Genomic DNA, 21,840 nt, shown 5'->3' with positions numbered 1-21,840 from the left:
GAAGCTAAGTGTAGGTTTTTCCATAAAGCGATATATTTTATCATACTTTTGCCTACTTGCAAAATCGGGATGCTCCCGTCTGGCTCAGGGTAAGGATAGTGCGATCGCCTATGGTGGACGCTTTGTGCCATCGCCCTTTCACTATCCCTATAAGCTATCTCTATTGGAAGTAAGCAAGATTTCAACAAAACTGAACGCGAATCGGTCGTGACTGTCGGTTTTGTGCTTCGTAAGCTTTAGATAACACTTAATAAGTTTATGCAAATCAAGTCAGACACTATCAAAACCATTGGTATTATTGGCTCTGGCGTAGCTGGATTACAAGCCGCTAGGTTTCTACAAAACGCTGGGTTTAATTGCGAGATATTTGAGAAAAGTCAAAAATTGGGCGGCGTGTGGGCGGCTGGATATCACACATTTGGGCTACAAATCTTTTCTAAGCTCTATGAATTTCCTGACTATCCCATGCCTGAAATCTATCCTGATTTGCCATCAGGTGAACAAATTCGCTCCTATCTAGAAGACTACGCTCACCATTTCCAAATTTTTGACAAAATTCATTTCAACTGCATCATTAATCAGCTTGAATCAATACCTGAAAATCGCTGGATTCTTCACTACACAAATCAGGAAACTGGAGAAACAACTCAAAAAGAGTTTGATTTTATTGTTATCTCGACTGGGCTTTACTCTAATCCCTATATCCCCAATATTCCCGACCAAGAAGTTTTTTCCGGTAAGATATTACACTCTAAAGAATACAAATCCCCTGAAGTGATTAAGGGTCGCAAAGTCGTCGTCGTCGGATTTGGCAAGAGTGCCTTAGACATTGCAACAGATGCGGCACAATGGGCAACGGAGGTCACTTTAGTTTTCCGAAATGCTTACTGGCCCGTACCCCTTCGGATATTGGGATTAATTGATTTTAGGGCTGTTTTCTTAAATCGTTTAGTAGGTGGGTTTTTACCTCTCTATCAACGCCCCTACAAGTGGGAAGAAAATCTTCATAAGTATTTTGCGTGGCTAGTTTGGGGATTTTGGCGATTTGTAGAAGTTGTATTGCGGCTGCAATATCGATTGAAGGAATGCAATGCTATCCCATCTCATCCCGCTAAGGAAGGTGTGTTCGCGCAAGGTTTTATCCCACGGGATGAGACATATAAACTGATGCGTCAGGGCGCAATTAAAGTGCAACGTACAACCATCGAACAGTTTACGGGTGATGGTTTAGTTTTAGGAAACGGAGTTCACCTTGATAGCGATGTTGTGATTTTTGCTACGGGTTGGAAACCCAATAATAGCTTTTTACCAACAGCATTTCAATCCACAGTGGAAGACGATGGCGTTTATCTTTACCGCCATATTGTTCACCCCAATTTACCTGCTTTGGCTTTCATCGGTTGGGCTTCTACATTTTCCAATTCGCTCACAACCCACTTACAAGTTATTTGGCTAACTCACTTGTTAAAAGACAAGATTAAACTGCCTGAACGTGAGGTAATGTTGCAAGAAATTTTACAAATGAAACACTGGAAACGTAGCTTTATTCCGCCTGTTGCTGGACGCGGTTCGCTGTTGCAAGCACATATGTGGCACTATCACGATGAATTGCTGCGCGATCTCTCGATTAATCCTTACCGCAAACACAATATTATTGCTGAGTGGCTTCAGGATTATCGACCTACTGATTACCGCGCTCTCTTGGTGCAAATTACTTCAGAGAGTGAACAGGTCGCTACAGCTAAGGGTGAAACATTGTAAAAAAGAACCGCACTTGTATGGACGAGTTCCAAAGAACGAGATTCAAAACTTCAGATGGTGCTGAGCTAAGCTACATCAGTGCAGGAAAGGGAAAACCCATTGTGTTGATTCACGGTTGGTCACAATCGGCTGAACAATTCAAATATCAAATTCCTGCCTTTGCCAATGAATATCATGTTATTGCGGTTGATTTGAGAGGACACGGTGAGTCAGAAAAAATCCCCTATGGTTATCGCATCTCTCGATTATCCAAAGACATCCAAGAATTGATTGATGCTCTGCAACTTGAAAAGCCACACCTACTGGGCCATTCAATGGGATGTGCTGTTATTTGGAGTTACCTCGATCTGTTCGGCTCACATGCAATTGATCGATTAGTATTGGTCGATCAATCGCCGCTATTCACATCCCGCCCACATTGGGATGCTCAAGAAGTCGAGGAGGCTGGAGCGATTGTCACATCCGAGCAACTCAATGAAACGGTACACGCTCTGTTAGGTTCCTCCGCCGAGGACGTTACCCGAAACATCCTTGTTTCAATGGTGACTTCTGCGATTTCAAACGAACAATTCGAGTGGATGGTACAGTGCAATCTTCGGTGTCCGCGAGCGATCGCAGCAACACTGCTCTACAACCAATTTCATATGGACTGGCGAGATCAAATTGTGAAGATTCGCCAGCCAACCCTGATTATTGGTGGCAGAAAAAGTGTTATTCCTTGGAAATCGCAAGTTTGGATCAACCAAAGCATTCTTAATTCTGAGTTGGAAATCTTTGAAGAGGCAGAAGGTGGGGGGCATTTTATGTTCATCGAGAATCCACAAAAGTTTAATCGACGAGTCTTGCACTTTCTGAAGAAGCCGCTATTTGTATTACGCCAATAGTTTTTATTCATCTACCCTACTCCGACAACTAGGGATAATGGAATGCACAAAAGGGACACGAAAATATACATCAAACGCATCAAACTTTTAAACAAGATGGGTTACTCTACTTAACTCATCTTAAATTTAGTTATATTCATCTAGTTATCAGGGTAAGCGCATCTAATTTGGTAGTTAAAAATACAGATTATTTGGCACATTTATATAATGACAGATATCGTTTGAGGAGCTCCGATGTTATCTAGTAGACTGGTGAGTGCCAAGTTTCTATCTTACTTAGCAGGTCGGTCTTATGGCATCAGGTTTCACCTCTGACAAACACAGGATTAAAAGGTCAAAAAAATTGAGTATAGCTCAGGCAACTGAACTGACAGAAAAAATGGCAGTAGTATTTGCCCAAATCAAAGACCCCCGTGTAGCAAGAACCCGTGTTCATGTATTAACAGATATTTTAATTATCGGAATATTGTCAGTGATTGCAGGAGGTAACGGATGGGAAGACATGGAAAATTATGGAGTAAGTAAAGGTGAATGGTTGGAGCAGTTTTTAGCTTTACCAGGAGGTATCCCGAGTGCGGATACATTTCGACGGGTCTTTGAACGCATTAATCCCAAAGTATTTGAGCAATGCTTTCGACGTTGGATAGAATCAATAGTTGAGGTAGCAGGAGCGCAGGTAATTCCCATTGACGGTAAGACCCTTAAAGGCTCATACGATCCTTGGCAAGGCAAATCCGCTTTACATCTAGTTAGTGCCTGGTCGAGCGAATATCGTTTGGTTTTAGGACAAGTAAAGGTGGCAGATAAATCAAATGAAATTACCGCAATTCCTGCATTATTAGAGTTATTAGACATGGCCGGATGTATTATTACGATTGATGCCATGGGTACACAAACAGCAATCGCCTCTCAAATTTATCACGCCCAAGCTGATTATATCTTAGCAGTTAAAGGAAATCATCCTACACTTTACGGACAAGTAAAAAACTGGTTTGAGCAACAATTATCTCACGGATTTGAAGGTACGCTCCATAGTTATGACCAACGGGTAGAACGAGGTCATCATCGGACTGAAAAACATTCCTGTTGGTGCGTCCCTCTTTCTCAATTGCCAACTTTACATCACCAAAACGATTGGGTCGGTCTTCAATGTGTTGTCATGGTAGTCCGTGTCAGACATCTATGGAATAAAACCACCCGTGAAGTTCAGTTCTATTTAACGAGTTTGTCATGTAATGCCGAGCGAGTAGCACAAGCTATCCGCCTGCATTGGGGTATTGAAAATAGTCTGCATTGGACTTTAGATGTTACCTGGAATGAAGATGCTTGTCGCGTCCGTACAGGTCACGGACCACAAAACTTAGCACGGCGCTGCGACGCCTGGCTCTTAATGCTTTAAACCTGGAGCAATCTTATAAACGTAGCAATCGTCAAAAATCCCATCGGGCTGCTATGGATAATAACTATATGCTGACTGTTCTCGCTGGTTGTTTATTTCCACATGATGATGCCTCAAGACCCTGTTGTCAATAGACTTTGAGATGCGCTTACCCTGATCTAGTTATCAATTGTTTTCAACCCGTTGAAACGGGTTTTGCTCTGTTAGCCCGAACTTTTAGTTCAAGGTGCGTGATGCGATCAATACTCAACAAAAGGCTTAAGTAATTCTACTTAGTAAATTAACGAAAGTTAGTAGAGATTACTCTCTTTTGTTGACCTGTACTCAAGACGTTTTTCAGATGTTTCTTCCTCTCGGAATCCCTACGATAAGGACAGTTAAGCAAAGGGCTTAACTCAAGACAAACCATAGATAACAGTCCGTGCGTCGCCGACTCGATGAGTTAACCGCCGGAAGAACTGTAGCCGTCTAAGGCACTTGATTGATTGTGCAATCTGTTTGGGAGCTGGTGATCGCTATTCTGGTTTCACGTTCAAAGCGATCTCTACTTGAGCGATCGCATCGCCCTCGCACTTAGTCCTAAATTATTTACATCAAGCTTCTGCCCAACTGCCAAAACCGTTGATGCGAGAGGAATAAACTCATGAATAATCTAGACAAGAATTGGAACAACCTATTTGGTGAGTATACGGGTGATGAAACGGCTTGGCATGGGCAATGGACTACGCACTCTCCCAACCAAGAAGTAATAAACAGCAAACAAGCAATCAGAGGTTTTCGCTCGAATTTAGACAACACAGTCATTACTCATATCAATCGCTACCTTGATGCGGATGGAAATGTTGTTGATGAAAAAAATTGGCAAATCGATCGAGAAACCTGTAATCAGCCTGATGGAGTTATTCATCCTGCCATGTCCTCAATGCGAGCATTATCGTTGGGAGCGGGTGCAACGGCTTGGACTTCGCAGAAGCTAATTCCAGGAAAACCCTTTGGTGTAGAACTCTTCTTTAGAGATGACAACTGGCGAACAAGTGCTGCGATTATATATGGAGAAAACGGTCAGCTAAATCGAATCGTACAGATTCGAGAACATCTGAGTTGTTTCTCTGATCAATCACCGAGTTTAGGAACCTCAGATATTTCGGGGAATTGGATTGGGAAAAAACGCTCCCTGACTTCTAATTTAAGCGTTTCACCGGAAGAGAACACCCAAATATCTTTCGATAAACTCAGTGGTCAACACAAGATGATTTCGCTTCCTGGAGGCATGATTCTAATGCTTCCTGAAATCGTAACGGTCGATCGACCGATTCAGCTCGCGGCAGGTCAACGAACAGCAGACGAGCAATTGAAATATCTCACGGCTCACTATAGCGCCGATGGTCAGTTTACATTATTAATTTTTGCAACGTTGCAACAGCAGACCTAAACGGAATAGATTGCATAGAAGGAGTACATCATGACTCAATACGATTACATTGTGATTGGTGCAGGTTCAGCAGGCTGTGTCGTTGCCAATCGTTTAACCGAACACAGTGAAACAACTGTGTTGTTGCTGGAAGCGGGTGGTCCGGATACTAAACCGAAGATTCGCCTCCCTGTAGAGTTCCCAAACTTAATTGGTACCGAAGTAGATTGGGGATATTTCACAGAACCAGAACCGCATCTAAATGGACGTAAGCTCTATTCTCCACGCGGTAAAGTTCTGGGCGGCACCAGTTCAATTAATGCGATGGTTTACATGAGAGGCAATCGTCGCGATTATGATAACTGGCAAGCATTAGGCAATCCCGGTTGGAGTTACGAGGATGTATTGCCCTACTTCAAGAAATTTGAGAATCAGCAACGTGGCGCAAATGAATTTCACGGAGTCGGTGGACCGTTGAGTGTGACCGATCCGATCGCTCCAAATGTCGTATCTCAGTACTTGATTGAAGCGGCTGTGGCTCTGGGTTATCCACATAATCCTGATTTTAATGGCGCATCTCAGTTGGGCATAGGGCTTCCTCAAGTAAACATTAAAGACGGCAAGCGACATAAGCTGAGACGCAGCTAGATTGTATAATATAAAAAAATAAGCAATCATTAGTTATAGTGTATGCCAGCCAAAAATCATCTATCTCAAAATCAAAAACAGAGACTCATTAAAATACTAAAAGAGTCTGACGATAAGTATGTGAGGGAAAAAGTTCTAATTTTATTGCTAATAAATGACGGAAAAACTTATCAAGAAATTAGTGAATTTATGGAGATTGCTTACACAACAGTAGCTTATTGGTCAGTTCATGGCGACCCAGATAATTTAGAGAGTTTTTTAGATAAAAGAAGCCCAGGAAATTTTCGCAAAGTCACTCCAGAGTATGAAAAAATATTGATAGATACAATCGACAAAGCTCCGGAAGAATATGGATATGAATTTGGGACATGGACAGCAGCCCGACTAGCAACATATTTAGAAAAAGTCACAGGAATTAAATTGAGTAGTTCCCAAATATCCAGAATACTACATAAAAAAAATACGTTTATATTTGGGCTAAATATAGTTTAGAGGACAAACAAAATCCCGTTGAAAGAGAAGTATTTAAACAGAAGCTATCCGAGTATTTAAAAATAACAAAACAAAGCCCAGAGCTTTTACAGGTATGGTTTTGGGACGAAAGTGGATTTAGCTTACGAGTGATAAGAAGAAAAACTTGGGGTAAAAAAGGTAGTCGAAAAAAAATCACAGGTCAAAGGAGAAGAGGCAGAGTAAATATCATGGGTGGATTGAGGTATCATGACAGAAAAAGGTTAAATTTTGTAATAAAAAAAGGAGACTCGAATACGTTTTATGAGCAAATTAATGCCTTAAATGATTCGATAGTTCAAGAATGGAGAGAACTGGGTAATCAAGCTGAAGATTTTGCCGAATCGGGAATGAAGATTGTAATTATTTTAGACAATGCTAGTTTTCATAAAAAGAAAGATATTCTGAGCCAAATATCAGCCGAAATGCCTCATATTATTTTAGAATTTTTGCCACCTTACAGCCCCGATTATAATTTGATTGAATTGGTCTGGCATTCAGCGAAAGAATATATAGCACATCGACTGTTTAAGTCAGTAGAAGAATTGTCAGAATTACTACATAGATTATTAAATGAAGGAGAAATGGTTATCAAATGGGATCGAAAAATCAAAAATAAAGGCAATGCTATTTTATCCGGTTTAGCTGCGTAGCAGCTTATCACCTCAAAATCAGGAGAGCCTATCAAAATGTATTTATTTGATACTAATGGTAAATTCATTAACAAAAATTGTTAAAGGCATCTTGAAAAAACTGCCCAAAAAAGATTATCCTGTATTGATCACTCGTCTGTTCTTTGAGTGCTGGTTATCTTACAGCAGATTGCAGGTAAATAGAGTACAATCAAGGGACTGCATCAAAAGGGATAATGAAAGCATACTCCATCGACTTCCGAGAAAAAATAGTCAAAACGAACAAGGTAACACCTCGATCAGAAAAATAGCGTCTAGATTCGATGTGAGCAAAAGGGCGTTGCTGAATTAATGGATGAAGCGCGCGGGTACAGGAACATCACCAAACTTGAGGTAATGAATTAATAGACGAATCGAGTGACGCAGCATTTCTCGCTTACTTGGAATAGCATAAAGTTTTGCGGTGTAGACGAGCTAAATAATGACGTAAGCGCGTGTTCTCTCCTTCTACTCTGAAAAATAAATTGTTAGCCAATATAATTATTATATTGGTCGAAGAACCTATGATTTTATTGGATTGTATTGTCTGATAAATTGAGCAAGTTATTGTCAGAAAAAAAGCCGGGATTCAACTTAAGATATTGTCTACTAATTTTAACAAAAAGGTAAGGATTCAGGTCATGTAAAAAACAGTAAAACCTATACGGTGTAACAATTCGATCCAATAATCATCAAATATCCATTCTTATTAAGAAACCATGAAAGCTTTGATTGTCGTACCTATTGAGAATTAAGCTGTTGATTTAGCGAAGGCTTGAATTGTAGAAGTCCTTCTGTGACTACGTTTCAGATACCTGAATCCTTACACAAAAAGTAGAAACCAAAGTTAAAAAAGTTAGACTAAAAAAGTTGGATGGCTTGGATTTTTCAAAAATACCAGTAAGATGAATCACATCTGCGGAATGTGGGTTAAAATTGATGATATTATTAGTATAATTGCTGATTGAAAAATATTTCCCTAGCTTAACTTGTCAGCAATAGTCCTAACCTTATACTCTGCATCAATCCAGAATAATATTTATACAAATCAGACAGGGGAAGAGCTTCAGCCAAGTGCGTACAAATTTCCCGTTTTGGCACGGTGATGCTCTGTTGAGATGTTGAAATTACCCGTTGCACGAGTAGCAATTTTTCCAACCTAAGTCCCAATCTTTTTACCAGAACTGACAGTAAATTTAAAAATAGAGTAAAGACAATGGCTATAAGTAATCAAGAATCTTCTCACATTTTAGTTCCAACCTATAAATACCCCTTTCCGCTTGATTTAAAACGGGCTGCTTTGCTTGTAATTGATATGCAAAATGCCTTCTGTAATCTGGAGGGTTTCTGTGGCAATGAGTTGGGAGCAGATCTATCCGCTGTGCGTGTAATGATTCCTAGCCTCCAGAGGATGGTTGCTTGGGCAAGAGAACATGGGCTGCTAATTATTTATACGCGAGAAAGCCATTTACCTGATCTGTCAGATGTTACGCCCAGTAAAAAAGAACGATACATCAATGCAGGTTACCCCATCGGTAGTTTGGGTAAAATGGGACGCTTTTTAATTCAAGGTGAGCCAGGAACTCAACTGATTGAAGAATTACAACCTCTCGACACTGAATTGCAAATAGACAAACCTGCCCAATCTATATTTGTTTCCACCAATTTGGAGACTCTACTGCGGCAACACAATGTTACTCATCTCCTGTTTACAGGAGTTACCACTGAGTGCTGTGTGCTAGGCAGTTATCGCCATGCCAGCGATCTAGGTTTTTACTGCCTATTACTAGAGGATTGCTGTGCGGCATTAACACCGTGGGAACATCAGGCTGCCATTGATGTAGTGCTTGGAGAAAACGGCGCAATTGGTTGGGTTACATCTTCCGATAAATTGTTAACGCTTTAATGACGAATTTGATCTGCCCAAGGCGTGAGTTGTTGAAAACTCCACTTCAATCCGTAGTCAATCACTAATCCAATTATCCCAATTAAGGCAATGCAGAACAAAACTTTATCGGTTTGCAAAAAACGTTGAGCTTGAATAATTTTGAATCCTAAACCATTTTGGGAAGCTACCAACTCAGCAATCACTAAAAAGTTCCAGGCACCCGAAATATTGACGCGAAGGGTATCAAGAACACTGGGAAATGCGGCAGGAATAATCACTTTAAACACAACATCTCGACGAGTTGCACCAAGTGTATAAGCGACGTTAATCATCTCGTTGGGAATAAACTTGACTGCATCTGCAACCATGATGGCGTTATATAGCACAACCCCCAACATGATAATCAGGATTTTAGAGGGTTCTTCTAAACCCAACCAGATGACAATTAGAGGAACAAAGGCTGTGACTGGCATATAACGAACCGTGCCAACAATCGGCGCAAAGAGACTATCTAGACTGTAAAACGTCCCCATCGCCAGTCCTATGGGCACACCAATAATTCCTGCAACAACAAAACCTGCCAGAACACGAGTGCTACTCGCTAGGACATCTACGATTAAGTTTTCATCGGTGAACATTTTGATTCCGGCATCAATCACTGATGCTGGTGTTGGCAAGAACATGGGGGGCACGAGTTTAAGGGAACTGATCGCCATCCACAACAGCAATGGCACAATTAGAGCAAGCCCAACAAGCAGCAATGATAACCATCTGGGAAAACCCTGACGTATACTCCAGAAAACTGACGGTTTCAAGTAGCGATATTCACGGGGGGCAGGTTCAGGCGTTGTCATAGTAGATTGAGCCATTGAGAGTACCTTTACTATTATTTTTGGCAAGAAACTAGAGTCTGTCCGCACAGTTTGATTTTGTTAACACAAAGGATTTGGACAAGTATTCAGCCTTACAAAGGACTTACGCAAAATTTCGTATTTTCTTAGAGCTTTAGCCTTAGTTGTTCAAAAAAATGCAGACAACAATAGCTTGCGAAGGATTAAGCTGTTCTGCATTTAAACTGTATGTCAAGCAATAATCAAAGTCTTGTGAGATGGGCTTCGAGCAGCGTCCCGAATATGCAATTTAAATGCGCGACAGCTTAGAGCGTAGTTGCTGCTAGAAAAATTTGAGATATCGTTGAATTTCCCAGTCAGAGACATGAGTGTGATATTCCTGCCACTCCTGAGATTTAAATTGCACATAGGTTTTGTACATCAACGAACCCATTACTTTCTCGCTTAAGGGATCACGGGCAAAGGCAGTGATTGCCTCATCCAGGTTACGCGGTAGGAAGTTAATTCCCATGTCTACCAGTTGTTCTAGCGAGTAGTTGTACATATTTTCGGTATGGGGATCTCCTGGATCGAGTCCTTCTCGGATGCCTTCCAACCCTGCTGCTAGGAGCATTGCTGCACCCAGATAGGGGTTGCTAGAAATATCTGCTGCACGGCACTCTACCCGCCCCCCTGCTAAGGGAATCCGCAGCATATTGGTACGGTTGTTATTTCCGTAGCAGATATAAACAGGTGCCCAGGTAAAACCAGACATACTACCCCTGGCAATTAGGCGCTTATAACTGTTCACAGTTGGCGCAATGACAGCACAGATAGCAGGAGCATGGCGAAGGATGCCTGAAATGAACTGATAGCCTAGCTTAGAGAGTTTACATCCCCTGGTATCTTCAGACTCGTAAAATAGGTTTTCTCCTGTCCTTATGTCTGCCAGCGACATATTGTAGTGAGCACCACTGCCCGTGCGGTTGGCGAAGGGTTTGGGCATGAAGGTGGCGAAAAAACCATGCTTACGAGCTATTTCTTTTACCATCAGCCGGAAGAAGGTGAAACGATCTGCCATCTTCAGGGCATCACAGTAGGCAAAATCCGTTTCAAATTGCCCGTTCCCATCTTCGTGGTCAAAGGAGTAGACATCCCAACCCAAGCTATTCATTGCCTCGACAATTTCCTTTACCCAGGTGTAGTTGTCGAGTAGTCCTTGCAGGTCGTAACAGGGTTTTGCCAAGGTGTCGCGATCGCTAACGGGGGTAATTCCCTCCTCCGTTTCTTTGAGAATAAAAAATTCCGTCTCAATCCCTAAATTGAAGGTAAACCCCATACTGGCAGCTTCTGCCAGAACTCGCTTAAGAATTCCACGGCTACAGGCTTCAAAAGGCTTTTTCTGCAAATATAGGTCACTGGTAAACCAGGCAACCTCTGGGTTCCAGGGCAGAATTGTAACTGAATTGGGATCGGGGTGGGCAGCGACTTCTTCATCATTCACATCCTGGGGCACACCATCGAGTGCTGCTCCAGTAAATAATTCTGACCCCGCCATCATCTGCCCTAGATGAGACAGGGGAACAGATTTTGCTTTGCACATACCGTGAATATCGACAAAGCTGGCAAGGGCATACTTAACACCTTGAGACTCTAGGGATTGTTTGAGGGTTTGCAATTCAGGGGTTAGAGTTTCGGTCATTGTCTCGTTTTTATAAGTCAAATTTGGAAGTTGAGGTTAGTCTTATTAAGGAATACCTGTCTAAATGTTAGATATGGGTAAGATAAAATTAGCATAAATTACCGTTAAAATATACATTTACACGGTAGCATATCATGCTGGATGCTATAGCAGTCCTAAATCAGTCGCAAAATTGATTGAGATCAGAATCCTTGTAGTGCAAGCATCTTTCTGGCGTATGGCGCAAGCAAATCATTTAGGATTGCTATATTAGGTGTTAGGTGTTAGGTTGGGAGGCATTTCCTCCAAAGGTGTTCCCTCCACCAAGGCACGTTTTAGTTGTTCGCTGAGTTCAGCAATGCAGGTTTCTAAAATTTGCTTGCCAAAGCTGATATCCGCTTTGCTGGGAGTTCCAACCGCACCGTATACACTTTCTTTGTTGACGGTGTAGGCAAAGAAGCAACCAGCAGAACGATCCGGTTCATCCACTGCTTTATCTATCTGCACTAGATCGGGACGGAGTGACAACATGATAGAGGTTTCGGCACAATTGGCGTGGAAGTTTGCTGCATCCTGGTGGTAGAACTGATGAATGCTAGGCGCAATTTCCCAGATGGAGCGCAAGGCAATCCGCAAATCTGGGTAGGTATGTCGCACATTCTCTAAACCACAGCGCAGGGGTGCCCAGTTAGTGACGTGACCATTGAGTAACAGCAGGCGATTGAATCCAGCACTATAGACCCACTCGGCAATTTCCAGCACTAGCTGTGCTAGGGTTTCGGGACGCAGAGAAAGAGTCCCTGCCCATTTTTTGGAATGTCCCAAGGAACAGCCGTAAGGAAGGGCAGGCAGCACGGGAATTCCGGTTCTGGCAGAGACACCGTGGGCAACGGCGATCGCAGAAAAGGTATCTACGCCAACTGGTAAATGGAGTCCATGTTGTTCCGTTGCACCGACAGGCAGGATAACCATCGTCATCCCATCCTCCCGCAGCGCAGTAATTTGCTCCCAAGTCAGTTCTTCCCACAGCACGGGCTTTCCGCTCGAAGAGTTGCTCATTGTATCATTAGGGGTTCAGAAGGGCATCCCGGTTGGCGTCGTCGATCCAGGTATTCCTGCATAATTTGGTGGTAGCGCTCCTGCCCAAAGATGCGATAGTGACCGGGATAAACTGTCTCTACTGACAGTTTTTGCAGGCGTTCGTAGGTGGCAATATAGGTGGGAATGTGGCTGCAATGGAGTTCATCGAGCAACTCGCCATCATAAATCACATCGCCAGAGAATAACTCCTGTGCTCGCAAATCATATAACGCGATACAGCCCGGTGAATGTCCCGGTAAATGCAGGACTTCCAAAGCGCGATCGCCCAAATCCAGTACATCCCCTTCCTGCAAAACCTGAGTCGGTTCCGCTCCATGCAGGGTGTACTGCTCAGCCTTAAATTCTGCATGGGGCAGCCGATCAAAATGCTCATCCTGTACCCAGCCTTGTTCTGGAGTGCAGAGGGCTTCGTAGTTGTCTCCCCTTCTCAGCGCCTCTGCTTCTGCGGCATGAATGGCGCAACGCTCGAATTCATTCATCCCACCTGCATGGTCAAAGTGGATATGAGAAGCGATCGCTAGCAGTGGTTTATCGATCAGGGAAGCAATGTACTGGCGCAAGCTGGAAACACCCAAGCCAGTGTCAATTAATACATCTTGAGTCTGACCCTTAATTAACCAAAGATTAGCGCGGTTGTACCAATAGTAATAAGGTTCTGTAATCAGATACAAATCCTCTCGGATGCGTTTGGTAGAAAACCAACTGTCACACACAGGTTTGTTAAGCATGATTACATTGACTGCACAATCGAATCGTCATAGAAAGTTTCAGCTTTCAAGGGTTGGGAAACAATTTTGAAGTCATAAGCTGCCTTTGCTGTCAGTTCCAAATTGCCAATCAAACTGTTGGGGTTATTTTTATTAAATGCCATCGACTTGTTGCCTTCTAAATCAAAGAGTTTGGCACCGAGTAGTTGCTCTTTTACTTCCTCACCCGTAATTCCCAGTTTTGACCCCGAAATCTTTAGTGCTTCTGCCTCACCAGCATTCAGCAAATCCACGGCTTTATCAACGGCTCGAAAATAAGCTTGCAGGTCTGACTTGCGCGATTGAATCAAGCGATCGTGGGCAACAACAACGTCAGCAATTAAGTTTGTGCCTTTTGTAGAGAAGATGACTTCACCTTCACCCTGCTTGGCAGCTTTGCCCAGGTAAGGCTCGTAACTTACCGCAATATCAACCTTCTTTGCAGCGAAAGCAGCGGCAGCATCAGCGGCTACTAAGTCTTTGATGGCGACATCTTTTTCGGTCAAGCCAGCTTTTTGTAAGTAGGCTTGCAGTAAAACTCTTTCATACAGAACATTTTCACGACCAACAGTTTTACCTTTGGCATCCTGCGGTGATTTAATCCCACGTCCCAAAATGCCATCTGATCCATTCGAGTAATCAACCAAGTAAATTATCTTTATTGACGGATCTTTGGCTATCATCTGGATTGCATCTCCAGAGGTTAACCAAGCTAGATCGACCTTGCCAGCCAAAAATGCGGTTATTTCTTCACTTGAACTTTGGAAAAATAGGTCTTGAACCTTTAAACCTTGTTCCTTGAAGAAATTCTTACCCACGGCAACATGATGTCCAGAGAGTCCTACCCAGTTATTTGTAGCGGACACTAATGGCTGGGATTGAGGTGAATTAGTATTGGAAGAATTGGTATTGAGTTGTTGCGAACAGGCAATAGTTAGAACAAGAGAAGCAATCGCTAGACAAAACAAACGAATCAGAGAAGACAACTTCAACATTTATAGGTTTATTACTCATTTTAATGGGCTACAAATTGATGACAATCATACTGTGTGAGCAGCATCACGTAACGTATGAATAATTTGCCGTTTAATCTCCACAAACTTTGAGGAAAGCTTAATATCCAGATCTCGGTGTTCCGGCAGTGAGATCGGAATTTCTAGTTTGATCCGCCCTGGATGAGTATCCATAACGTAGACTCGTTGGGACAGATAAATGGCTTCTTCTACATCATGGGTAATCATTAACACAGTCACATGAGTTTTCTCCCACAACTCCAGTAAAAATTGCTGCATTTGTTCCTTTGTTTGGGCATCCAGTGCCCCAAATGGCTCATCCATTAGCAGTAGGGCAGGCTCATTAGCTAAGGCACGAGCTATCCCTACCCGTTGCTTCATCCCACCGGACAACTGTTTAGGATAGCTATTGGCAAATCGCCACAGCCCCACGACATCCAGAAAATAGCGGACGCGATCGCGCTGTTGGGCTTTGGGCATCTTCTGAAATTGCAAGCCAAAGGCTACATTTTGAGCAACACTCAGCCAAGGATAGAGAGTATAGCCCTGGAAAACCATGCCGCGATCAGAACCTGGTCGTCCAGTGACAAGCTTACCATCTACAAGCACCTGCCCGGAAGATGGAGGAATCAGCCCCGCAATAATATTGAGCAAGGTGGACTTGCCACAACCGGAGGAGCCTACTAAGCAGACCATTTCTCTGGGAAAAATTTGAAAGTTAACCTCTTGCAAGACAGTCAACTTCTGCTTGTCGCGCGTTGCATAGGATTTGCAGACATTCTGTACCTCCAGTTTGGCAATTGAATTGGGGATTAATTCACTAAAAGGATTCTGGTTAACAGCCTGCTCTGGTATGTTCGGAGATATTGAATGAATATTGTGCATTGGAAAAACGCGCCTAAAAGGTTAAGGTAATCGCCCTGATAAAATTTTTGGTTTGCAATCTATAAAACAAAAAAGCCTGGGAAACGTTGCAGCAATCGCTGTAGCGTCTCCCAGGCTCTTGTCCCGCCGTGTAATCCATCAAGTTTCTTAAAATATAAACTTGTGACGCATTGACCTTTCTTAAACCAGAGACCAAACTTATGGTTTTGTGAGTTAGCTCCATAGAGATCTTACTACTTTTTATTTTTAAATTTTTCACATATTCTTTAAGCATATCAGCTTTATGAATTGCTTATTGTATTGAAAGTAACTAAATATAGCAATCTTAAATGATTTTCTGTAGGGACACGGCATCTTGAGTGTCCCTACAGATAGATTTTGGGGAAATCACCGCCCGTGATAATGATTTAGGGTAAGGATTCAGGTAACATAACTCCTTGCTGGGCAAAGACTTTAGATCTGTAGATTGATGCTAAATCAATGTCTATTGTCAAAAAACTGGGCGAAAGTTTGATTTCTGGTCACTTATTGACAATTAACAGAGCGAGGTAAAAGCCATAATTTAACCCTGAAACCCTTGCTAGATAAGCGTTGGAGCTGTAAGTTTTTAGACCTGAATCCTTACCCTACTACTAGACATACGCTAGTCTATAGGAGTTGTTGGTCTAGTAAGCTAACTAGATAAAACTGCTAGCACAAGCAGATTAGGTTTTGGGTAATATTACTGGCGATCTGCGAGTGGCGGAGTGTCGCTGGCGGCAAGTAGACTCTTATGTAGACTTTTTGCCCTGCACGGACGATCGAACCGCCTAAAAAGTCTACATTTACTGGCCCGCTCGAACCACACCAGGGAGCCACAGTAAATGCACTAAATACACTGCAACAGTCGCTCAAGCCATGTAAAAAGTGTATTTAGTCCGCACCCAGTCCCAGATTGTCAGGAGCTGCGGGCGATCGGGCTAAAAGTCAAGAAAAGTCAAATAAAGTAAAGTAAATTACAAATAAAGTAAAGTCAACTTAAATAAACTTAAATAAAGTCCGCTTCCTCATAGTCCGCGCCCGCTTCTTCTTCTGCCATCTCCTCTGGCGGCTGGATACCGAGAATGTGCGATCGCAACAATGCCGCCGTTTCTGGGGTCAATCCCCGGCCTCGCTGTTCATCGGGCCGATCGGGCATGATTCCCATAAACGCTTCCCGAAGGTTTGCTTTGAGTTTAGCAGTCTCATCATTAGCCACCTTGAGCACCGATCGGGGCAGCCATCCCGCATCTGCCAGAATCTTCAGCGCTTCCAGTTCGTCATAGTTGCGGCCATACACCTCTTGAGCCAAGCTCACAGCAGCTTTGATTAATGGGGCGGCGATTCTAATTTGCTCGATCGCTGCGGATTTGTCCGGGTTAGCCAAGGCCACATCTAGCGCGGCGTTGATGACCTGCATCAATTTGGAATAGGTGACAACCGAGATTTGGATCATCTGCCGGCCCTGGTCAAACCGTCGATCGGCGTCACTGGAGTAAAGGATCTGCTGTCGTTTTTCGGCCTCAGCGTCCGCTTTCTGTTTCAGGGATTCCAAGCGGGCGATCGTCTCTTGCCAAGTCTCGGTCAGTTTCATCTGGGAAATTCTCGATCGAGTCAGCCGCAATTTTTGAGCAATGGCTTCTTGGGTTAGCCCGTCAAAAGTCAGTTCTGCCGCCAGAGAAATTTTGCGGACTGATGATACGCTTGCCTTTGCCATCAGCTCAAAAACCTAAATTTTGCTAACTTTTACTAACCTTTTCTACCTCCATTATATCAGTCCAAACCTTTGCTAACCGAGGATTTTGACTGATGATTTCGGCAATAATGGCGACATCTTTTTGGCGATCGAACAAAACCCGATCGCCCGTTTAAAACGACGGACACAGCCGCAAATTTAGATTTTAGATTTTGGATTTCCGGCTCGAACCGGAGAACCCAGCAGCCGATCGAACTCTGCAAATTCTGCCGCGCCCACAACTGCCACCACATCGGCTGCTGTCAGGTTTCCCGCGTCGATCGCCTCCACAAAAACCGCCACAACAGCAAGAGCAATGTGAGCAATCGGCACAGCCAAATATCGGGTAAAAATCAAGCGCCTTGACACCTAAGATTCCCCATTCATAAGGGTGCAATGTTTTTATTTCTGTACCTAAAAGTCAGGTTTGTGATCACAAAACCATTGCTTGCTACCGATAGAGAACAGCCATAACCTGCCTCAACAGGCAAATGTACGCTCGACACAAAAAATCAGTAATTTGACCGAAAAAGTCAGGCGTTTGCAGGATATTTTCAGGTATTTGCAGGTAAAGTGCACCCCCTGCAAACCCCTGACTTTATACTGCACTTGCCTGACTTTATACTGCACTTGCCTGACTTTATACTGCACTTGCCTGACTTTAGCTGACGCAACAATTAGCTAATTTTTAGCCTTTTTAACAAAATCCGAATTGATTTAATAGTCAAGTTACAGTATCTAAGTTGAATTAAGAATCAAGTTGCTGCATCTAAATTGAATTAATAGTCAAGTTGCTGCATCTGGATTGAATTAATAGTCAAGTTGCTGCATCTGAATTGAATTAATAGTCAAGTTGTTGCATCTGGATTGAATTACAGCAAGCGTATCTTTTCGTTTGGTCACTCAACTCAAAACCTGGACGCACCTTTGGGGTACAGCCGAGATACCTGCAAAATAGGACATGACGTAAAGTTTTGTAAATATAAGACAAAATGACTTGAAGTAGCAAAGCCTGAAATGTTTAGCAGTAAAAGATTTCCGCTTTTTGGGTCTGTACGAGGGCAGAGTAGTATTACTACTCTGCTCTAGCTGACTGAGTGTTGGCAGCTTCTGTAGGCGGAAGGGACATTGAAAAGCGGCATTGTTACAAAACTTTACGTCGTGTCCTCGGAAAGCCCGTATCTCGGCTATACCCCTATCTAGTCCAAACTGTCGGGGAGATAATTTTAGCTGATAGATCATCTAAATAGAAATCGTAAACAGGTTCTCCTGATAATTCACAGCAAAGAGGTTCAATAATTTTAGTGAACGGATTCCAAACTATTGTTACAGTCCGTTTCGTTTTCTTTCTTTGCAACTCACATTGAATATGTACTGTAGGTAGATGGATAATCATTGCACTGTGCAACCAAGCTTCTACACTCATTGCATAACGCTCTTGGATATCTAACAATTTTCGATCTAGCTCTCTATTAGTAGCTTCAATTCGAGCTAATTCTTTGTCTAATTCATCACCAATCAAATTTTTTAACTCAATCTTGTGGCGAATCCCAGAGCTAATCGTGTTGTAATAATCCTTGAGTCTTTCTTCATCCCTAGCTCTTGCTCTTGTTAATTTAGCCTGCCAATTATCTAAAGATTTTCCAATCAATATTCCACTTTGATGTTCGATTAACTTCAACAACTCATCAAAAGGAATAGAAAATGGTGTTTCTTGATTATCCACATCCATTCTGTCAGACTCCCAAAATAAAGCATCCCCAATTTGTACTGGTGTTACTCCTGTTATTTCATTGATAATAAACGAAACTAGACCAATCCTTTTTTCTTCGGCATTCGCTGTGTAAGCCACATTACATAAAATGTAGCGAGTGGTTGATGGTTTAGCATCTACAAAACGAATTAACCCATTTTGAGGTTTGAATCTCTCTGGTATGCTTTTGTCAAATCCCGTAGCTTTTAGATAGCCATCAAATTTTACACCCAAGGTGCTAATCTGCCCTTTGACAGCTAATAGTTCAGATAATTTATTTAATACTTCTGAATGATAAGTAACAAAAACACTTTGAGGTACATCAGTGATAGTTGTAAAAGTTACTTCTTCTGGTAGAGAAAGTAACGAGGCTATGTTTTCATTTAACAGCGCATTTAAAACGTGTTCCCCAGCCGGTTCAGCTATTCCGTCATGGAGAGCTACAATTTTTTCTAAAGTAGTAATTATTGGGTCGGATAACATATTTAATCAAATCAATTTTTCAAGCTTCAAAATCTTCGCCAAAAATCTGTTCATCCAGTTCTTGAATTTGCTCATATTGTTTTTGGGCTTTCAACAAATTATCTGCCAATTGCTCAAAGGCTTGATCTAATTCGGGTTTAACTTGATGCTTAAGCCAGATATCCATGACAACTTCACTAAAGTCAAATTCATCATCCACATTGCCTAAAATTGTTTCAATTTCTCCGACTACCAGTTCAAACATATTAATTTTGTCGTGCAGTATCCGCAGAATATACTCTTCGATACTGCCTTTGAGACAGAAGTTAAAAATAAAAACATCCTGGGTTTGTCCGATGCGGTGGATACGACCAATGCGCTGTTCAATTTTCATTGGGTTCCAGGGCAGGTCATAATTAACGATCGCATTAGCAAACTGGATGTTACGTCCTTCTCCCCCTGTTTCCGATGCTAAGAGTACAGAAACATTATCCCGAAATGCGGCTATAGCCTCATCTTTCTGTTTAAGGGACATTCCGCCAGTAAATTCTGCAAAGGGGATATTTTCCGCTTGCAGCGTTTTAGCTAAATAGGTGCTAGTTGCTTTATGGGTTGTGAAAACTAAGGTTTTCTGGCGAGATTTGGAGAGCATCTCTACTAAGGTTTTTGCTTTCTCGACCTGCTTGACTTGGGATGCTCGTGCAGCTAAAGACTTCAGTTCTTCATCGGGTAGGCGGATAGTCAGTTGCTTGAGGGAGTCAGCTAAAGCATTAGGGGATGAACCCGCTCGCATTAGCAAATTAGTACGGGAGAGTCTGTCTAGTTTGTCCTCTGAAGAACGTAGATACTTGCTCAAGTCTTGGTAAAGTTTCTCCTCTCCGGCTGCCGGGGTAACGGTAATTGTGGTGGCGAAGCGTTTGGGCAGTTTGACATCTACTAGGGCGCGGGTATTTCGTACCATAACTTCCCGCATCAGAGTGCGTAACTTTTCGGGATTTTTAGGGACTCGTCCATTCTTGGAATTGACGTATTCTTTTTTAAAAGCGGCTTCTGTTTGTAGCAGTCCCGGTTTGAGGAGGGTTAGCAGATTAAACAGTTCCACAAGGGAGTTCTGCACTGGCGTAGCAGTAAGCATGAGGATAAACCGCTTATTGAGGGCGTTGACCAGTTTCCAGTTGAGGGTACTGCGATTTTTTAGATGGTGTGCCTCATCGACAACAACCAAATCCCAAGTACGACTGGTGACGTGAAGATAATGTTTAGCAGACTTAGCCGTGTTTAATGAAGCGATAATTCGCGGATTATTTGTCCAAAATTCGTCTATCGGTTGTTGTGGGTCACGGTTATCTGTGGTGATAGTAGCGATATTAAATTTGTCACTTAACTCTGATTGCCACTGGGAAACTAGGGATGCCGGAGTTAACACTAGGATGGACTTTACCATCCCCCTAGCTAAGTATTCGGCGATGATTAGTCCCGCTTCAATGGTTTTACCCAATCCGACTTCATCCGCTAGTAATGCCCGTCCACCCATTTGTCTGAGGACTTTTCGGGCTGTTTCAATCTGATACCAGTATTTGTCGATAGCAGTTAATGTGGGTAGGCAAATGAGTTGGTCATAGTCTGCCATTACCGAGAGGTTAAACAGGTCTAAACGCGCTTCGTAGAAGTTAAGCGGGTCGTATTTACCAGCTTTCAGGGCTTCTAAGGCAGTGGAAGGATTGAATTGAAATGTATAGTTTTTTTCCATATTTATAGTTTTTCCTTACTTGGTCTGCTAAACAGACCTGTCCGCTAGCCTAAAAGCTTTGCTAGGTAATAAGTGTAGTCATTATCCTTAGCGTTTGAGGCTAAGAATACGGGCGACCCACGGCTAGAACCCTTTATTGTACAGCAAGCGTTATGATGCTTGGTAGTGATACGGAAGTAGTGGTGAGACATAATCCTTGTCCCATAAGCAATACGGAGGACAGTTTTAGATCTAGTCGAGTCTCCAAAACCCTTACTGGCTATATGCTGGACTATTTTTTCAAGGTTTAAGTAAGCGCGCTAAGTTTCAGAAAATGCGTAAAAAATGGCAGGGCTTCCTCGCCCTCGGCTTACAGGGCCGTTAAAAAACTGTCCGAAGTATTGATCAACAGGTTTTATCAAACATATTGATTGTTTTATGAACCTAAGCACTTTGTTTAAATTCTAGACAAATTTAAGGTAGCAACAATTAATCCAGTTCGATGTCTTGGATGCGCTGTTTATAAGGTTGGTTATTTGGTTGAATATTTTGCTGTTCTTGCTCAATTAATTGTATCCAGATATCATTCCAACTTGACTGTGGATTAACAAGTTCTGCATTCGGTAGCAGCACGCTCGCATTTCGAGCGAGGTGAGAATCTTCTGCGATCGCTATAATAACGCTATCGAGTTCTTGTAAGAATTCTATAGGCAGT

At 42.6% G+C, this 21,840-nt stretch carries 15 protein-coding genes and 5 pseudogenes; 8 read left to right on the top strand and 12 right to left on the bottom strand.

Annotation, left to right across the window (positions count from 1 at the left end; translation table 11 throughout):
• Positions 1-258: 258 nt before the first annotated feature.
• From QUA53_RS25975 to QUA53_RS25945, 7 genes and pseudogenes are all read left to right on the top strand, one after another.
• Positions 259-1,761, top strand: coding sequence for an NAD(P)-binding domain-containing protein (locus tag QUA53_RS25975; RefSeq protein ID WP_333100548.1), 1,503 nt, complete (start codon positions 259-261; stop codon positions 1,759-1,761).
• Between the two features lie 17 nt (positions 1,762-1,778).
• On the top strand, positions 1,779-2,645 hold the full coding sequence (locus QUA53_RS25970) for an alpha/beta hydrolase (RefSeq protein WP_333100550.1): 867 nt from the start codon (positions 1,779-1,781) through the stop codon (positions 2,643-2,645).
• Positions 2,646-2,937: 292 nt separating this feature from the next.
• Positions 2,938-4,178, top strand: a pseudogene (locus tag QUA53_RS25965) (ISAs1 family transposase).
• A 509-nt stretch (positions 4,179-4,687) separates the two neighbouring features.
• Positions 4,688-5,476, top strand: a complete 789-nt coding sequence (locus QUA53_RS25960) for a DUF3598 family protein (RefSeq protein WP_333100552.1) — start codon at positions 4,688-4,690, stop codon at positions 5,474-5,476.
• 30 nt (positions 5,477-5,506) lie between these two features.
• Positions 5,507-6,103: a GMC family oxidoreductase N-terminal domain-containing protein gene (locus QUA53_RS25955; RefSeq protein WP_333100554.1), complete on the top strand. Its 597-nt coding sequence runs from the start codon at positions 5,507-5,509 to the stop codon at positions 6,101-6,103.
• A 42-nt stretch (positions 6,104-6,145) separates the two neighbouring features.
• Positions 6,146-7,266, top strand: a pseudogene (locus QUA53_RS25950) (IS630 family transposase).
• 55 nt (positions 7,267-7,321) lie between these two features.
• Positions 7,322-7,429 (top strand): annotated as a pseudogene (locus tag QUA53_RS25945) (IS4-like element ISAva3 family transposase); the annotation flags it as partial.
• A gap of 164 nt (positions 7,430-7,593) precedes the next feature.
• Here the strand turns inward: QUA53_RS25945 and QUA53_RS25940 are convergent.
• Positions 7,594-7,762 (bottom strand): annotated as a pseudogene (locus QUA53_RS25940) (IS1 family transposase); the annotation flags it as partial.
• A gap of 738 nt (positions 7,763-8,500) precedes the next feature.
• Here QUA53_RS25940 and QUA53_RS25935 point away from each other — a divergent pair.
• Positions 8,501-9,190 carry a cysteine hydrolase family protein gene (locus tag QUA53_RS25935; protein WP_333100556.1) on the top strand — a complete coding sequence of 230 codons (690 nt, stop codon included), beginning with the start codon at positions 8,501-8,503 and terminating at the stop codon, positions 9,188-9,190.
• On the opposite strand, the gene QUA53_RS25930 is transcribed toward QUA53_RS25935, so the two are convergent.
• The 11 genes and pseudogenes from QUA53_RS25930 to QUA53_RS25880 form a co-directional block, all read right to left on the bottom strand.
• On the bottom strand, positions 9,187-10,041 hold the full coding sequence (locus QUA53_RS25930; RefSeq protein ID WP_333048769.1) for an ABC transporter permease: 855 nt from the start codon (positions 10,039-10,041) through the stop codon (positions 9,187-9,189). The two genes, QUA53_RS25935 and QUA53_RS25930, sit on opposite strands and share 4 nt — an antisense overlap.
• A 304-nt stretch (positions 10,042-10,345) precedes the next feature.
• Positions 10,346-11,704 (bottom strand): type III glutamate--ammonia ligase, encoded by a 1,359-nt coding sequence (gene glnT / locus QUA53_RS25925; protein ID WP_333100557.1) that lies wholly within the window; start codon positions 11,702-11,704, stop codon positions 10,346-10,348.
• Positions 11,705-11,953: 249 nt separating this feature from the next.
• Positions 11,954-12,742 (bottom strand): creatininase family protein, encoded by a 789-nt coding sequence (locus QUA53_RS25920; RefSeq protein ID WP_333085906.1) that lies wholly within the window; start codon positions 12,740-12,742, stop codon positions 11,954-11,956.
• Positions 12,739-13,512, bottom strand: a complete 774-nt coding sequence (locus QUA53_RS25915) for an MBL fold metallo-hydrolase (RefSeq protein ID WP_333048772.1) — start codon at positions 13,510-13,512, stop codon at positions 12,739-12,741. The genes QUA53_RS25920 and QUA53_RS25915 overlap by 4 nt, the downstream gene beginning before the upstream one ends.
• A gap of 2 nt (positions 13,513-13,514) precedes the next feature.
• Complete coding sequence (locus tag QUA53_RS25910; protein ID WP_333249172.1) at positions 13,515-14,525, bottom strand: ABC transporter substrate-binding protein; 1,011 nt, start codon at positions 14,523-14,525, stop codon at positions 13,515-13,517.
• 45 nt (positions 14,526-14,570) lie between these two features.
• Positions 14,571-15,428 (bottom strand): ABC transporter ATP-binding protein, encoded by an 858-nt coding sequence (locus QUA53_RS25905; RefSeq protein WP_333048774.1) that lies wholly within the window; start codon positions 15,426-15,428, stop codon positions 14,571-14,573.
• A gap of 1,027 nt (positions 15,429-16,455) precedes the next feature.
• Positions 16,456-17,163, bottom strand: coding sequence for a hypothetical protein (locus tag QUA53_RS25900; RefSeq protein WP_333048775.1), 708 nt, complete (start codon positions 17,161-17,163; stop codon positions 16,456-16,458).
• 177 nt (positions 17,164-17,340) lie between these two features.
• Positions 17,341-17,550 (bottom strand): hypothetical protein, encoded by a 210-nt coding sequence (locus tag QUA53_RS25895; protein ID WP_333048776.1) that lies wholly within the window; start codon positions 17,548-17,550, stop codon positions 17,341-17,343.
• An 826-nt stretch (positions 17,551-18,376) separates the two neighbouring features.
• Positions 18,377-19,417, bottom strand: a complete 1,041-nt coding sequence (locus QUA53_RS25890) for a hypothetical protein (RefSeq protein WP_333100562.1) — start codon at positions 19,415-19,417, stop codon at positions 18,377-18,379.
• A 19-nt stretch (positions 19,418-19,436) separates the two neighbouring features.
• A complete protein-coding gene (locus QUA53_RS25885; RefSeq protein WP_333078719.1) occupies positions 19,437-21,146 on the bottom strand; it encodes a DEAD/DEAH box helicase in 1,710 nt (569 codons plus the stop codon).
• Positions 21,147-21,614: 468 nt separating this feature from the next.
• A pseudogene (locus QUA53_RS25880) lies at positions 21,615-21,840 on the bottom strand (relaxase/mobilization nuclease domain-containing protein); the annotation flags it as partial.

Source organism: Microcoleus sp. Pol12B3, assembly GCF_036701355.1.
In the GTDB taxonomy this organism is placed as follows: domain Bacteria; phylum Cyanobacteriota; class Cyanobacteriia; order Cyanobacteriales; family Microcoleaceae; genus Microcoleus.
Note: the sequence above shows the minus strand (reverse complement) of the source record. Positions and strands in the feature narration are given on the sequence as shown.